Source organism: Vibrio fluminensis (genome assembly GCF_015278125.1).
Classification (GTDB): Bacteria; Pseudomonadota; Gammaproteobacteria; order Enterobacterales; family Vibrionaceae; genus Vibrio; species Vibrio fluminensis.
Genome location: NZ_JADILO010000002.1, coordinates 51,896 through 66,488 on the forward strand (window position 1 = coordinate 51,896; position 14,593 = coordinate 66,488).

12 protein-coding genes are annotated in these 14,593 nt (G+C 42.3%); 6 read left to right on the forward strand and 6 right to left on the reverse strand.

The features are described from left to right. Positions 1 to 55 precede the first annotated feature (55 nt). The gene (locus tag IRQ95_RS02875) at positions 56 to 1,681 is read right to left on the reverse strand and encodes a methyl-accepting chemotaxis protein (protein ID WP_194435504.1); all 1,626 of its coding nucleotides are present in this window, start codon (positions 1,679 to 1,681) and stop codon (positions 56 to 58) included. Between the two features lie 284 nt (positions 1,682 to 1,965). Between IRQ95_RS02875 and queD the strand changes: the two genes are divergently transcribed. Beyond that, positions 1,966 to 2,328, forward strand: coding sequence for a 6-carboxytetrahydropterin synthase QueD (gene queD, locus IRQ95_RS02880; protein ID WP_194435505.1), 363 nt, complete (start codon positions 1,966 to 1,968; stop codon positions 2,326 to 2,328). 51 nt (positions 2,329 to 2,379) lie between these two features. Here the strand turns inward: queD and IRQ95_RS02885 are convergent, their stop codons facing one another. From IRQ95_RS02885 to IRQ95_RS02900, 4 genes are all read right to left on the reverse strand, one after another. After that, positions 2,380 to 2,844: a GNAT family N-acetyltransferase gene (locus IRQ95_RS02885; RefSeq protein WP_194435506.1), complete on the reverse strand. Its 465-nt coding sequence runs from the start codon at positions 2,842 to 2,844 to the stop codon at positions 2,380 to 2,382. Between the two features lie 158 nt (positions 2,845 to 3,002). Next, positions 3,003 to 4,364, reverse strand: coding sequence for an L-serine ammonia-lyase (locus tag IRQ95_RS02890; RefSeq protein ID WP_194435507.1), 1,362 nt, complete (start codon positions 4,362 to 4,364; stop codon positions 3,003 to 3,005). Positions 4,365 to 4,457: 93 nt separating this feature from the next. Next, complete coding sequence (locus tag IRQ95_RS02895) at positions 4,458 to 5,711, reverse strand: aromatic amino acid transport family protein (protein WP_194435508.1); 1,254 nt, start codon at positions 5,709 to 5,711, stop codon at positions 4,458 to 4,460. Positions 5,712 to 6,006: 295 nt separating this feature from the next. Further along, positions 6,007 to 6,612, reverse strand: a complete 606-nt coding sequence (locus IRQ95_RS02900; protein WP_194435509.1) for a CoA pyrophosphatase — start codon at positions 6,610 to 6,612, stop codon at positions 6,007 to 6,009. Positions 6,613 to 6,765: 153 nt separating this feature from the next. On the opposite strand from IRQ95_RS02900, the gene IRQ95_RS02905 reads away from it, so the two are divergent. The 5 genes from IRQ95_RS02905 to IRQ95_RS02925 all read left to right on the forward strand — a co-directional run bounded on the left by IRQ95_RS02905 (position 6,766) and on the right by IRQ95_RS02925 (position 12,669). Then, a complete protein-coding gene (locus IRQ95_RS02905) occupies positions 6,766 to 7,308 on the forward strand; it encodes a heme NO-binding domain-containing protein (RefSeq protein WP_194435510.1) in 543 nt (180 codons plus the stop codon). 26 nt (positions 7,309 to 7,334) lie between these two features. Then, entirely contained in the window at positions 7,335 to 9,020 is a 1,686-nt protein-coding gene (locus IRQ95_RS02910; protein ID WP_228481177.1) for an ATP-binding protein, read from the forward strand. 609 nt (positions 9,021 to 9,629) lie between these two features. Then, positions 9,630 to 9,833, forward strand: coding sequence for a hypothetical protein (locus IRQ95_RS02915; RefSeq protein ID WP_194435511.1), 204 nt, complete (start codon positions 9,630 to 9,632; stop codon positions 9,831 to 9,833). Positions 9,834 to 11,162: 1,329 nt separating this feature from the next. Beyond that, positions 11,163 to 11,810 carry a hypothetical protein gene (locus tag IRQ95_RS02920; protein ID WP_194435512.1) on the forward strand — a complete coding sequence of 216 codons (648 nt, stop codon included), beginning with the start codon at positions 11,163 to 11,165 and terminating at the stop codon, positions 11,808 to 11,810. A 34-nt stretch (positions 11,811 to 11,844) separates the two neighbouring features. Further along, complete coding sequence (locus IRQ95_RS02925; RefSeq protein WP_194435513.1) at positions 11,845 to 12,669, forward strand: restriction endonuclease; 825 nt, start codon at positions 11,845 to 11,847, stop codon at positions 12,667 to 12,669. A 387-nt stretch (positions 12,670 to 13,056) separates the two neighbouring features. On the opposite strand, the gene pabB is transcribed toward IRQ95_RS02925, so the two are convergent. Then, the gene (gene pabB / locus IRQ95_RS02930) at positions 13,057 to 14,421 is read right to left on the reverse strand and encodes an aminodeoxychorismate synthase component 1 (RefSeq protein WP_194435514.1); all 1,365 of its coding nucleotides are present in this window, start codon (positions 14,419 to 14,421) and stop codon (positions 13,057 to 13,059) included. Between the last annotated feature and the right edge of the window lie 172 nt (positions 14,422 to 14,593).

The window sequence follows — 14,593 nt, forward strand, 5'->3', positions numbered from 1 at the left end:
ACCTGTCAATTCGATTGCTTCAACCTTTATTATCGTTTTAAGGCCGATAAATTCGCTATTTTTCTATATGATTGCGGTGACCTAACGAAAATTGGTTGATAAGTTGCTCAAGGCGCTCAGACAACTGCTCTAAGTCTAGGCTAATGTCGCGAGTTTGTGAGGCAAATTGCGAGGTATCGTCAGCATGGGCGGTAATGGTATCTACTTTGCCTTGGATGTGATGGCTAACTGAAGAGGTCGCTTGAGTTTTTTGTTGTATTTCACGCGTATGTTCAAGTACTTGATGCATTTCAGCGACAACGTTATGCATAGTGCTTGAAAGGTTTTCAATGTCTTCCGAGCGTTGATGTGCTTGGGTGCTTACCTGATCGACCGATGAGAGAGACTCTTGGCTACCTTGCTGGAATTGTTCGATGATATTTTCGATGCTTCCCGTGGCTTCTGCTGTTCTTGCCGCGAGATTTCTCACTTCTTCAGCAACTACGGCAAAGCCTCGCCCTTGTTCACCTGCACGCGCTGCCTCGATTGCTGCATTTAGCGCGAGTAGGTTGGTTTGTTCCGCAATACTACTGATGACTTCAAGAATCGATGACACTTCAGTGGTTTGATCGTTTAATGAAGATATTTTCTCTTTTACATTGTCGATTGAGCCGACGAGTTTCTTTATATCATCGCTCACATTGTGTGCACTTGTTGCGCTTTGAGTGACGACTTCAACTGTATGATTGACGAGGGTAGTAGCATCTAGTGTCGCTTGCTCAGTATGGTCTTGCTGTTCAAGCATATTGTTGATGTTGCTTTGCACATCATTGGTTTCCACTTGTTGATTATTGGCTGCTCTATCAGTGGATTGCGCAACATCAGTCAGGCGATTGGCGGAGTTCGATAAGGAGTGACTGGTTTGCTGGACGTTGTGTAGGCTATCACTCACCGTATCCATAAACGAATTGATTGAATTAGTTAACAATCCGATTTCATCGCTCTGTTTGGATTGCAATCGGCCTGATAAGTCTTTTGATTCAGATAGTTGAGACATGAACTGAGACGCAGCTTGCAGTGGAGTAACCACTATTTTTCGCGTTAGCATCATAGTCAGGGCGAAGCCAACAAACATAATTGATGACATGATCGCTACAGCAAACATGGCTTGTTTGCTTACCATCGAATTAACGTGGTTCATATTGTATTCGAGACGAATAGCTCCTAGAACTTCGCCTTCTGGAGCGGCGTGACAGCCAACACAGTTAGTACCACGATAATCTAGGCTCGACTTCATTGGTAGCGCTACCACTAATCCTTTACCCCAATCCGCACTGATCGGCTCGATGACTAGCTCACCGGCGAGCGCTCTTCTGTCAATATCATCAGCAGCTGCTTGGTTCGTGCCGCCTGAGCCATAAATTTTATTGACCGCTTCGGCTCTCAGTACTTTAACGTCTTCAATTCCATCTTGAGCTAATGCTTTTTCGCGTAAGGTTTCTTTTTGCGACATAGTGCCTGTCAGCATCATCATATTTAGGCTATCAAAATAGTTGCTCGCCTTATCATGTAGCTGCTCACTCAATACGTCATGGATAAGTTCTTTCTGTTGTTGGTATTGATAGGTTGTGGATACAGCGAGAACACAACCAAAAACCAGAACTAATGCGATAAGAAGCTTGAAAGTAATTGAAGAGCGCATATTGATTTACTTTTTATTGGAATGAATGCGGCAATTTTATTGAAATGTGAGCTAAGTTGTTACAATTACGTAGTTTAATTGTGACCTTACACGGAGTGGGGGTTTAGTAATTGTGATGCATATTCAATGTGGTCAAAATGTTGTCATCGTGACGTATATACGACGCATGTTTGGTTTTTTGGGGAAATAATGCTTTGCGTTTATTGCTTAGATGATAGGTAAACTGGAGCTTGGACGCCAACTTGGTTAGTATGGGCGGCTCAATGCTAGTATAGGTAAATTGGATGAAAACCGAGTTGTATAAAGAGTTTATGTTTGAAGCTGCCCATCACTTACCAAATGTGCCAGAAGGGCATAAATGTGGTCGCTTGCATGGACACTCCTTTTTAGTTCGCCTTTACGTGGAAGGTGATGTTGATCCACATACTGGCTGGGTTGTCGATTTCGCTGAAATAAAGGCCGCATTTAAGCCGATCTATGACCAACTAGATCATTATTACCTTAATGATATAGAGGGCCTAGAAAACCCAACCAGTGAAGTGTTGGCAAAGTGGATTTGGCAACAACTAAAGCCATCGTTGCCACTATTAAGTAAAGTTGAAATAAAAGAGACTTGCACTGCGGGTTGTATTTATCGCGGAGAATAGTTTCGCTTCATGCAAAACAACAGGTAGTCATTCGCGATGTCGATTGGCTACCTAAAGCTTATGGCGCATGATGCGCTCTTTGCCATTTTTACCAAAAAATAACTTCGCTTCTTCATCAAACCCGAGTGCTTTAAAAAACTGTTGTGACTCGTTATCGTCAGCGGGTAAGGTGACACATATTGAGTCACTGTTGGAGTCAATCGCATTTGCGTAAACAAGCAGTTTGTTTATCGCTCGACGACCGTGTCCTTTCTTCTGATAGCTTTTATCCAAAACAATGTATTTGAGCCCAAGCTCGTGTCGGCGTGCAAATGTAGCGTAATGAGAAAATGCTTTATCTATTACAACGTAACCAACAGGGTGCTGTTCAATATAGAGTGTGAGGATAACGTCATACTTTGAACGCTTATGGTAGGCCTGTTCGAAGGGTAGGTGACAGGCTTTTTGCTCCGGTAATACTTCTAGCTGCATTAAACTGGCAAAGTCTTTTAACTTAGCTGGTTTGAGTGCAATCATATTCTCTCATCTCTATTTTTTGATTCTGAACCAATATTCTAGTTGTAGATCGTGGATCTACTCATACAAAAATGGCGACTGTTACGTCGCCATTATATTGTCAAAATAATCAATACGGTTTGAGCCACTTGATATTTTGACTAAAGATCACTTTAAAGTTAGCAAATAACTTTAATCGCTAGACCACCTTGAGATGTCTCACGGTATTTAGCGTTCATGTCTTTACCCGTTTCTAGCATCGTTTCGATAACTTTATCTAGAGATACTGTTGGTGCAGATGAACGGCGTAGTGCCATGCGAGTTGAGTTGATTGCTTTAACTGCAGCAATACCGTTACGCTCGATACATGGAACCTGAACCTGTCCAGCTACAGGGTCACAAGTTAGACCTAGGTTGTGCTCCATCGCGATTTCTGCAGCCATACATACTTGCTCTGGGCTACCGCCCATAAGCTCAGCAAGACCAGCTGCGGCCATAGAACATGCCACGCCAACTTCGCCCTGACAGCCTACTTCAGCACCTGAGATAGATGCGTTACGCTTGTAAAGACCGCCGATCGCGCCAGAAGCTGCGAAGTAACGGATGTAATCTTTTTCAGTTACGGTTTGGATGAACTTGTCGTAGTACGCTAGAACAGCAGGGATGATGCCACATGCGCCGTTAGTTGGAGCCGTTACAACACGACCACCCGCTGCGTTTTCTTCGTTAACAGCGAAAGCAAACATGTTTACCCAGTCTACAACTGCCATTGGATCGTTAGAGGTTTTCTCTGACGTTAGTAGCTGTTGACGAAGTGCTGCTGCACGACGAGGTACACGTAGTGGACCAGGCAGAATACCTTCAGTATTCATACCGCGATCCATACCTTCGCGCATTGTTTTCCAAATGTTCGCAAAGTATGTACGTGACTCTTCATCAGAGTGAAGAGCCGCTTGGTTCTTCATTACCAAAGTACTGATAGAAAGACCGTGCTCTTTACACTGGTTCACTAGCTCTTCAGCGGTAGTGAAGGTGTAAGGAACCTTGATTGGGTTCTCTTCTTCTTTACCGAAGTTCTCTTCATCGACGATGAAACCACCACCGATTGAGTAATACGTTTTAGAGTATGCTACTTCGTCATCAATCCACGCGTGGATTTGCATGCCGTTTTCGTGTAGCGATAAGTTAGTAGTATGGAAGTTCATACCGCCTTCTTTAGGGAACGATACTGTGTGACAGTGCATGCCAACAGGAAGGCGCTCAGTTTCTTCTACGCGAGCAATAAAGCCCGGGATAGAGTCGATATCTACTTTCTCAGGGGTATTGCCAGCAAGACCCATGATGATTGCGATATCTGTGTGGTGACCTTTCCCTGTCAGTGATAGTGATCCATAAACGTCAACGGTGATTTTAGTGATGTCGCGCAATTTTCCCATTGAACGAAGATCATCAATAAATTCTTTACCCGCTTTCATTGGACCAACAGTGTGTGAGCTAGAAGGACCAACGCCGATTTTATAGATGTCAAAAACACTAATCATATCGATTACCTCATAAGTAAGCCTCCCATCAAAAGGGAGGCTTAATTTCGTTATACTTTTTTTGCTTTAGCTACCAGTTGTTAGGGCTGGTAATTAAAGAGCGCCGTAGATTACAGAAGTAATCGCTGCAAGACCACAGATAACTGTGAAAAGCTGTACAGGTGCTGAAGTTTTGTACTTAGCCATTGCTGGTACTTTGTGCATCGCGAATACAGGTAGGATGAACAGGATAGCCGCAATCATTGGCGCGCCCATTGTTTCAATCATACCTAGGATGCTTGGGTTAACAATTGCAACGATCCAAGTAGTGATAACGATGAATAGTAGTGAACCTTTCTCGATTTTGCTTACAGGCGTTTTTGAACGAGATTTGATTAGACCTACTAGACCTTCGTGTGCACCTAGGAAGTGGCCGAAGTAGCTAGAAGTAATCGCAGCGAAAGCAACAACAGGACCCATGTAAGAGATGATTGGGTTGTCGTGTACGTTAGCTAGGTAAGATAGTACAGAGATGTTTTGCTCTTGTGCCATTGCTAGTTGCTCTGGAGATAGAGATAGAACAACAGAGAACACGAAGAACATAACGAAGCCCATTAGCATCATTGCAGCGCCACCAGTGATAGCGTCAGTTTTCTTAACTGCGTCGTCACCGAAGTTCATGCGTTGTTCTTTAGAGAACTGAGAGATAACAGGGCTGTGGTTGAATGAGAACACGATGATTGGAATTGCTAGCCAAACAACAGTAGGCATAGTGCTGAAGTCTGGTGCTACTGACATCATTGAAGTGTTCCAATCAGGGATTAGGAATACAGATAGTGCTAGTAGGATAAATACTAGAGGGTAAACCATTGCTGAAGTTGCTTTCAGCATTAGTTCTTTACCGAAAATTACACCCGCTGTCATCGCTAGGATAAGTGCACCAGAAAGCAACGGACGTGGAAGTGATTCCATACCCATTTGGTTAACTAGGAAAGAGTCAACCGTGTTTGTGATACCAACACCGTAGATAAGAACGATAGGGTAAATAGCGAAGAAGTAAGCGAAAGTGATTAGGTTCGCGCCAGTTTTACCGAAGTGTTCTTCAACAGTATCAGTGATGTCTGCTTCTGGGTTCTTTGCAGAAAGAACGAAACGAGCTAGAGATTTGTGTGCAAACCAAGTCATTGGTGCTGCAATTAGAGCAAGAGCAACTAGAGGCCAGAAACCGCCAGCGCCAGCTTTGATAGGTAGGAATAGTACGCCTGCGCCTACCGCAGTACCGAATAGTGATAGACACCAAGTAAAGTCTTTGTAAGTAAACTTACTAGACGATTGCTCAGCCGCAGCTGAAGTAGTAGTAGAGTTCATATTTGGGATACTCATTTTTTGGGAACAGGAAATAAGTCGGGTGCAATTCTGCAAGAAAGAATTACATAAAAACTAGATCTAAATCATAAAATGATGGGGATGCGCTAATGATATTCCAAAAAGGAGTTTTTTGTCACGAAAATGACGTGCTACACGTGATTTATCTTAATGCCTCGCATTAGAAAAACTAATTAATTCGATAACCTGTATTTATTTTGTCCATAGCAAACGTTTGCCGATAAGCGGCATTTTAACCGTATAAAATTCTAAAAACAGAGTAAATTCGCGAAGTGAATTAATTTTGTACTAGTTGGGCTTGTAGGGCTTGAATGATTTGTGCTGTCATCCCCCAAATAAAGTGACGACCGTAGCTAATACCGAATACGCGGTGTGTCTGCTGGTTGATAATAAATGTACTACTTTTCAGTTGTTGAGGGTCTAAAATTATGTCAAGTGGCACCTCAAAAACCTCATCAACTTCGTTTCTGTCAATCATTGCCTGATAGTCAGGATCAATGAAGGCGAGGTAAGGGGTAACCGCAAATCGGCTAATGGTGGGTAATTCGACCATTTGACCAAAAACCTCGATATGTTGCTTAGAAATACCAATTTCCTCTTCGGTTTCCCTTATGGCAGTGTGGATCAGAGAAGTATCACTATTCTCATATTTGCCCCCCGGAAAGCTTACTTGACCGGGATGATGCTTTAGGTGAGTCGCACGTTTGGTAAATAACACGTTCAAACCGCTATTTCTTTCAATAAATCCAATTAGCACTGCGGCTTTACGTAGCGGTGTGGTTTGCAGAAATCCCAAGCGTTTGAGAGATTCGGCGTGATAAGGAACTGGTTGCTTAATTTGGAAGCGCTGGATAAGTGCTTCTCGACTTGTTGGCAACAACACAAATACTCCTCTATCTATTTGAAAAAGCCAATTTTATGACTCATGCTTTGGTTAGTTAATATAGCTTGGTAAGCCGTAATGGGTGTTTACTGAATTTGGCTGTTAACGTTGATGCATATCTATTAATACATATATCATAAAAAGGGCTGAGTGATGAAGGGAATCATTTTTACCGAGTTTATGGACCTCGTCGAAGACAAGTTTGGTCTGGAGGTACTAGATCAAGTGCTGGAACAAGCCGGTGATGAAGGTGTTTATACGTCAGTCGGTAGTTATGATCATCGCGATCTCGTTAAGCTAATCATTAAGCTCAGCCAAATCACCGAATTGCCTGCTGAGACGCTACAAGAGGTCTTTGGTCAATCAGTATTTAATAACCTTTATGCGACTTTACCGAAGTCTGCAAGTTTGGGTGAGTGTAAAAACAGCTTCCAGTTTGTCAGACTAGTAGAAGATTATATTCATATAGAAGTGAAGAAGCTCTACCCCGATGCGAACCCGCCTAAGTTTGAGTTTATTTCTGAAAGTGAAACCGAATTAGTATTTGATTATAAAAGCGCGCGCTGCATGTCCCATGTTTGCTTAGGCTTGGTTAAAGGGTGTGCAGAGCATTTCGATGAAGAGCTTGATGTTACGATGGACGAGAAGTCAAACGATAACAGTCATGTGAGATTTCAACTTACTCTTATTAGTTAGCTGTTTAAGGATCACTGAGCATCAATATGACTGGAGCATTAGAGCGAAAGATTGCCAGAGAGAAGGCAGCCCGCAGGCAAGCGGAAACATTATTAGAGCAAAAGAGTTATGAGCTTTACGAAGCGAATCAGCAGCTCAAGGTCGCGCTATCGCAATTAGAAAGCCAAAACTTAAAGGGGCTGCAAAAGCTTGAACTTGAAGGTTACATTAGTCAGTCGCTTATCTATTTTGGTCGTTCCTTTCTAAGTCGGACTTTGGATGATGGCTTACTATCGAGTTTTATTGAGCGCATTAATGCCTGTTCGCTTGTCGCCTCTGCCAGTCTCTCTCTCAATGCTAATTTAATGCCTTCGATTTTATCTTGTTACTTTGGCAAAGAGTACGTCAAAGATAGCACCAAGATAAAAAAGGTGGCTCGTTGGTATGATACGACTTTGCATATCCCAGTAAAAATAGAACAGGGTGTTGTGGGGGAATTCATTATCGAGGTTGAGCAAAATGAAATCGATAATGAATTTATTCAAAATCAGATGTCTTTAGTGGTAGAACTTATTTGCAGTGCGATTAGCCGTCAGCTAATGATCACCAAAACTCAAGCCGCAAGAAAACGAGCTGAAGAGTCAGAAAAAGCGACCAAAGAGTTTGTCGCGATGATTAACCATGAGCTTCGCACGCCTCTAAATGGCCTGCTGGGTAGTGCAGAATTGCTGTCTGATACTCCTTTAAACTCTGAACAACGCTCAATGTTGAGTAATCTAACTCATTCAGGTGATTTACTCCGTCATATCATTAATGATCTGCTCGATTTTAGTAAAATAAGCGCTGGGATGATGGAGCTTTTCCCCAGTAAGTTTGCTTGGGAAGACATGAAAACTATGCTCAATGGTATATTTTCTCCGCAAGCTCAGGAAAAACGCATAGCTTTTATCATTGAAGAGCATTCTTCGATGCCAGAAGCTTTCGTTGGCGACTTTGAACGAATTAGCCAGATTTTAGCGAACTTAATTGGCAACGCGGTTAAGTTCACCGCGAGTGGGAAAGTTGAGGTGCTCGCCAATTGGGATGGTCACAGCCTCAGTGTCAGAGTGAGAGATACGGGCTGTGGCATCAGTAAGGAAGCTCAGCAACGTTTATTTGACCCTTTTGTTCAAGCTGACCGAACCGCCAAGCGAAACTACGAAGGAACAGGACTTGGATTGGCGATTTGTAAGAACCTCGTAGAGTTGATGAAAGGAACAATCAGACTGGAGAGTGACTTAGGTTTCGGTAGTGAGTTTTCGATTAGCTTACCTTTGGAAGCCGCGCTGAAAGATAACCTACATTACGCTGATGTTAAGCATGAGGTAAGGGCGTTAGAGTCCTTATCTATCCTAGTGGTCGATGATATTCGTATGAATCAAATCATCATTAACCAGATGCTAAAGAAGCTCTCAATTGTTCCTGATACGGCAGTCAACGGTAAAGAAGCGATTTCAGCGGTGGAAAACGCAGACTATGATCTGATTTTTATGGATTGCCGCATGCCTGAGATGGATGGATTCGAAGCCGCTAGTTATTTAAGAGCGCAGAATTACATTCGACCAATCGTTGCACTGACCGCTGGTACTACGTTAGAAGAGCGTGAAAAATGCATTGCTAGCGGCATGGATGATATTTTAACTAAGCCTTATACCGCAGCCGATCTTAAAGCGATGATAGAGAAGTGGGTGTGATCTACATGGGCACAAATTTTTCTGAATAATCACTTCGCCATTTTCACGTCGTCGGGAATCTTGCTTTTAACTTCCATTGTTTTTGAGTTTTAGTGTTTTAGTGTTTTAGTGTTTTAGTGTTTTAGTGTTTTAGTGTTTTAGTGTTTTAGTGTTGTGCTATGTCCCGCTTAGTCGTTGGTCACCAATCTTACCTTTTAAGAAAGCGGTCCAATTACTCTTTGCTGCGCCAAAGAGTAATCAGAAAGGCGCTTTTGTATCGCTGGTGTTGTCCGGCCGGTTTTAGGTGTTCCCGACACCGAAAACCTAAAAATACATCCTGTATTTTTGCCTTGTTAATCGTTTTTTTTAAAACATCTTAAGGCGTCTGTCCTTTTAAATTTAAATGACCTTCCTGTGGGGACAGACACGTTCCTATTGATCTCTTAGATAGCTTATAGGGACAGACGCAATAAACTCTTTCAGAAATGCAATGTAAGCTTACCCGCTTTAGCTTGGGTGTGGCGTTGACGATCTCGGTTGAGAAGCGCATTCTTTTATGCCCGAGCAGAACAAAGTGTGTTTGTTTAATGGTTTGTTCTGTGTCACGCATCTATCCAAATGGGCGAACACATGAACAAAATTGTTATGTTAGTTATGGGGCTACTTTTTACCAGTCGATTATTTGCCAGTATTGGTCCGCATGTCACTCAGCTTGAACATGATGCGCCGATTCTTCTTCGCTCTGTACTCATTGTTGGCGCACTGAGTTATCTTGTTTGGATGGTTGTGAAATTCTTCCAAAAGAATAAAGCTTCTCAGGAGAGTGAAAGCTGAGGTTGTCTTCAACTCTTTTTTTGGTTAGCTAGTGGTGGTATGTCCCGCTTAGTCGTTGGTCACCAATCTTACCTTTTGAGAAAGCGGTCCAATTACTCTTTGCTGCGCCAAAGAGTAATCAGAAAGGCGCTTTTGTATCGTTGGTGTTGTCCGGCCGGTTTTAGGTGTTCCCGACACCGAAAACCTAAAAATACTTCCTGTATTTTTGCCTCATGTGAGTTTTATCTTCAGTTGGCTCTGAAAGCTTTCTTCAATATCCAATTTGCTGTGATTACAATTTTCTTATAGGGAGAGACACTATTAGTGTTTAAGGCGTCTGTCCTTTTAAGCTTCGTCCTTTTAAGCTGGACACGATAGCGGACAGTTTCAAATTTCCTTCTTGGTTAGTTAGTGGTGGTATGTCCCGCTTAGTCGTTAGTCACCAATCTTACCTTTTAAGAAAGCGGTCCAATTACTCTTTGCTGCGCCAAAGAGTAATCAGAAAGGCGCTTTTGTATCGCTGATGTTGTCCGGCCGGTTTTAGGTGTTCCCGACACCGAAAACCTAAAAATACTTCCTGTATTTTTGCCTCATGTGAGTCTTATCTTCAGTTGGCTCTGAATGCCTTCTTTAATATCAAATTTGCTGTGATTACCGAATTGGCTCTAACTTGATTTTGCCCCGAAATTACTTAGATTAAATACTCTACATAATTCAAGGGGTGTGCGTTTACCCTACCAAAAGTTATCCGATAAGTTGATTAATCGACATTCCAATTATTAGACTACATCTTGCAGCCCCATTTACTTCCACTGGCGTTAACCAATTGATTATCTATTAAACTGATATGCACGAAGCTGCAATGTAGAAATAAAAGCAACAATTTTTCGGCAAACATGCATTGTGTTTTAAATTCTAAATCTGACTATTTCGTCATTATATTTCTTATGATTCAATGTCCTGCATTAACAATGGTTAAAGGGGAAGACGATGTATACTCACAACGAAATTGAATGTAAAACGTGCAATTCACTTGTGGTTGGGTGGACTAAAGACCTTATAAAACTAGATAGGTGCTACCAATTGGTTTGTCCGATTTGTAGTTCAAAGAATGAGTTCTATCCCAAGTGTGGTTTTTTCAGCGTTGGCATACAAAACGGCTCGGCTGAAATGGCGCTAAATTGACCTCCAAGCTCAACAAATAAATTTAGCAGATTCGCAATGCTTGGCATTTTTGGTTTGAATCTGATTTAGTGTGTACGGCACAATGCATTCGGTAGATGGCAGCGTTGTTCATCAACTTAATTTGGCTATGTAACAAATCAGTATTTCACATATCTTAGAGGTTTTATGGATTACTCAGTTTTGCCCATTGTAGATTTATATCCAATCGAAGAGCCAGATTTTGGTAGTTCTGTCATATCACCTGAAATACTTAACTCTGCTGATGAGTATGCCGATTTAATCGCTTACCGACGTTCTCACGGAGCAGTTCAAAGTGAAGTTTCTGAAAAAATTCGTAATCTGAAAGCTTACAAAGAATGTAAACGTAAAATGCTACGTTTAAAGGATGTCCCTAACATAAATAAATACAGGAACATGCCAGAGAGTTACTGCCCCGAAAGTGTGCAGAAAGAGCTTGTGAAAAATGGGTGTTATTTGTCCCCTAGGCAGCAGTTGTTTCATGGTGGCATTTTCCCATTGCTGAATGATAGTGGCGAACCAATATTAAACCGTGAGTTTACGTTGACGAAGCCTTTATCAACAACTTTTTGCGCCATGATTGCAGGGGCACATTCTGATACACACCTAACACGTCACCTTTGGGTTGTTTCTGTTTCTGAGCACTGCAAAGTTCCAGTTTACGTATTTAGTAATGCTCAAAATCAGGTACAAGGTCGAGAACTTGAGGTGCTATTTGGGGTTGGGGCAAGAATTAGGTGTGTGAATATTCGTCATAATATTTACTATGACATATTGGAGGTGGTTGTTACATAATAATCGTTTACCACTACAACATTTGGGAGGCTAAGTGGAAACTGTCGAAACATCAGAAGATTATGAAAAGCTCGCTTGCAGAATCTATGAAGATATCTTAGCTCTTGAGGGCGTTGATAATATAGATGTTCAACACAACGTAAAGATCAAAGGAAAATCAGGCGTAGAGCACCAAATTGATGTTTATTGGGAATACAGGTATGCGGGTATTTTCCACAAAGTTTTAATCGAGTGTAAATATTACGGGCACAATGTTAGCCTTCTTCACGTTCGTAATCTTCACGGATTACTTACTGATATTTCAAACAGTAGCGGTATCTTGGTAACTACGAAAGGTTATCAATCTGGTGCTGAACAATACGCCCAATACTATGATATTGGGTTAAAGCGTATTAGACCACCAGAAGACTCTGACTGGAATGGGGGCATTCAAATTATTAATGTCGATATGCAATTAGTCAGAAATCACTACCTTGGGCTTAAGATGGAATTCGATGGTCATTGTTTACATACAAAGAACAAAATCGAAGAATCTCCAGATTTGCTGAAGATTAATACTTTACAAGCTATGATCGAAGATATTGATGGAAAGCTCTCTGATCTTACTGAATTCTTGGACACTCGTTTACCAAGTAAACTCGATGCACCAGAAATAGAGCATGAGTTTATTTTAAATACACAGGGGTGTCATTTAGTTGCTCCAAGCGGTGACAAATTAAGCTTAGCTCGCCTCATAGTGAAGTATGCCACTACTGTGATAAATCAACCTATTCATATCGACGCTAAAAATGCAGTTGAAGCTATCTTAGAAGACTTTACGTCAGGTGAGGTAGAGCATATGCATAGAAAAAAAGTATAACAAGTTTAGGGTCTCAAGATACTTTTTCTAATCTAGTGTAAGTCGTTTAGAGTATGAAACCTAAACGACTTTTGTCCAAAAAACACTCAGCCAATATAATCGCAATAATAGGTAAAAATACAGGACGTATTTTTAGGTTTTCGGCGTCGGGAACGCCTAAAACCGGCCGGACAAAGCCAAAGATACAAAAGCGAGTTTCTGGTTACTCTTTGGCAAGACAAAGAGTAACTGGCCCGCTGGTATTGAGCGTTAAGTGATCCTCAACACTTTAAGCGGGACAAACCATACTACCGGCGCTATTTAGAGAAAGCTTTTCACTTCCTTGAAAATGCTAGGTTGGAAGGTGAGACAAACCACAATACCGAAGCTATTAAAACAACAAACCTTTTAAGAAAGAACCGGTAAAATCCGACTCAACTTATCAAACGTTTCTTGGTACTCTGATGCAGCTTGGCTGTCCACGACTAAGCCACCGCCAGCCCACACGTGTAATTGACCGTTTTCTGCGACTAGGGTGCGGATAGTGATGCTGGTGTCCATTCTGCCGTGGCGGCTGATGTATCCAATGCTGCCACAGTAAGCGTTGCGTCGGTGTGGCTCTAGCTCTTCAATGATTTCCATTGCGCGTACTTTTGGTGCGCCGGTGATAGAACCGCCAGGGAAACTCGCTCTAAGTAGATCGATCGCGTGGTAGCCGCTATCCAGTTCGGCTTTAATGGTGCTCACGAGATGGTGCACGGCAGGAAAGCTTTCAATATCAAATAGCTTAGGCACGTGGACTGTGCCTGGTTTGGCGACGCGACCCACATCGTTACGCAATAGGTCAACGATCATTAAGTTTTCTGCTTGATCCTTTTCCGCGTTTGCCAGTTCATTGGCGGAAGCCAGATCCAGCTCGGGCTGCTCATAACGAGGTCGAGTGCCTTTGATTGGTTTGGTTTCAATTGCGCCATTGTTCACTTGTAAAAAGCGCTCTGGTGAAACACTTAAAATCGCCCCTTGTTCGGTACGAATAAAGGCAGAAAATGGCGCTTGGTTGACTTGTTCAAGTTGGCAATAGGCTTGCCATTCTGAACCTTGGTAAGCTGCGGTAAAGCGTTGAGCGAGGTTGATTTGATAGCAATCACCTGAGAGTAAGTACTCTTGTACTTGCGCAAATTTGTCTCGGTATTGCGCTTCACTCATGTTCGACTGCCACTCCGAGGTGAGTGAGAATGGCGTCAAAGCACTCGCTTGCTGCTGTTGCAACCACTGCCAATGCTGATCCACGTTTTGTCCAACTGCCCACGCTTGCTGCTGCTGGTGGTCAATTACAATCGCCCATTCATACAGACCAACCGCCATATCGGGTGTTGTTAGATCTTGCTCCGCGAGTGTTGGCATAGTTTCAACTCGACGACCTAAGTCATAAGCAAAATAGCCCAAAGCGCCGCCAATGAAGGGTAACTCACCATCGTAATCAATGTCGGCAAGATATTGCTTTTGTAACTGCTCAATTAAAGCAAACGGGTCTTGCGCGGATTGATAGCTATCAGAAGGTTCGCAAACAAGTGTCTGTTCACCATGAGTCACCAATGTCACAACTGGATTCGCAACTAAAATATCAAATCGGCTATCGACATGCTGCGTTGATGCAGAGCGGAGTAGTATCGCCCAGTTTAGTCCCGAAATCGGGGCAAAAAGAGTCTGAGCAAGGTCAGATGCATATTTAATCTGGTTGATTTGTAAGCTATTTGGTTGCGTGTTATTCATTTGTTTAAATTGTGACAAAGAGATCGTTCACTTCGTAGCGTGTTGGGAAAAGCAAGAGTATCATAACCAAAATAGAACCCGCTACTTAGAATAAAAACTGATGACAGAGTTTTGTTATGCTGTCAGCAGCAAATGTTTAACAAAGCGGGAGTAACGGAAGCAATAAAGAGGC

Excerpts from the sequence above, each read along its gene's own strand:
- IRQ95_RS02875 (WP_194435504.1), bottom strand. The coding sequence starts at position 1,681 with ATGCGCTCTTCAATTACTTTCAAGCTTCTTATCGCATTAGTTCTGGTT.
- queD (WP_194435505.1), top strand. The coding sequence starts at position 1,966 with ATGAAAACCGAGTTGTATAAAGAGTTTATGTTTGAAGCTGCCCATCAC.
- IRQ95_RS02885 (WP_194435506.1), bottom strand. The coding sequence starts at position 2,844 with ATGATTGCACTCAAACCAGCTAAGTTAAAAGACTTTGCCAGTTTAATG.
- IRQ95_RS02890 (WP_194435507.1), bottom strand. The coding sequence starts at position 4,364 with ATGATTAGTGTTTTTGACATCTATAAAATCGGCGTTGGTCCTTCTAGC.
- IRQ95_RS02895 (WP_194435508.1), bottom strand. The coding sequence starts at position 5,711 with ATGAACTCTACTACTACTTCAGCTGCGGCTGAGCAATCGTCTAGTAAG.
- IRQ95_RS02905 (WP_194435510.1), top strand. The coding sequence starts at position 6,766 with ATGAAGGGAATCATTTTTACCGAGTTTATGGACCTCGTCGAAGACAAG.
- IRQ95_RS02910 (WP_228481177.1), top strand. The coding sequence starts at position 7,335 with ATGACTGGAGCATTAGAGCGAAAGATTGCCAGAGAGAAGGCAGCCCGC.
- IRQ95_RS02915 (WP_194435511.1), top strand. The coding sequence starts at position 9,630 with ATGAACAAAATTGTTATGTTAGTTATGGGGCTACTTTTTACCAGTCGA.
- IRQ95_RS02920 (WP_194435512.1), top strand. The coding sequence starts at position 11,163 with ATGGATTACTCAGTTTTGCCCATTGTAGATTTATATCCAATCGAAGAG.
- pabB (WP_194435514.1), bottom strand. The coding sequence starts at position 14,421 with ATGAATAACACGCAACCAAATAGCTTACAAATCAACCAGATTAAATAT.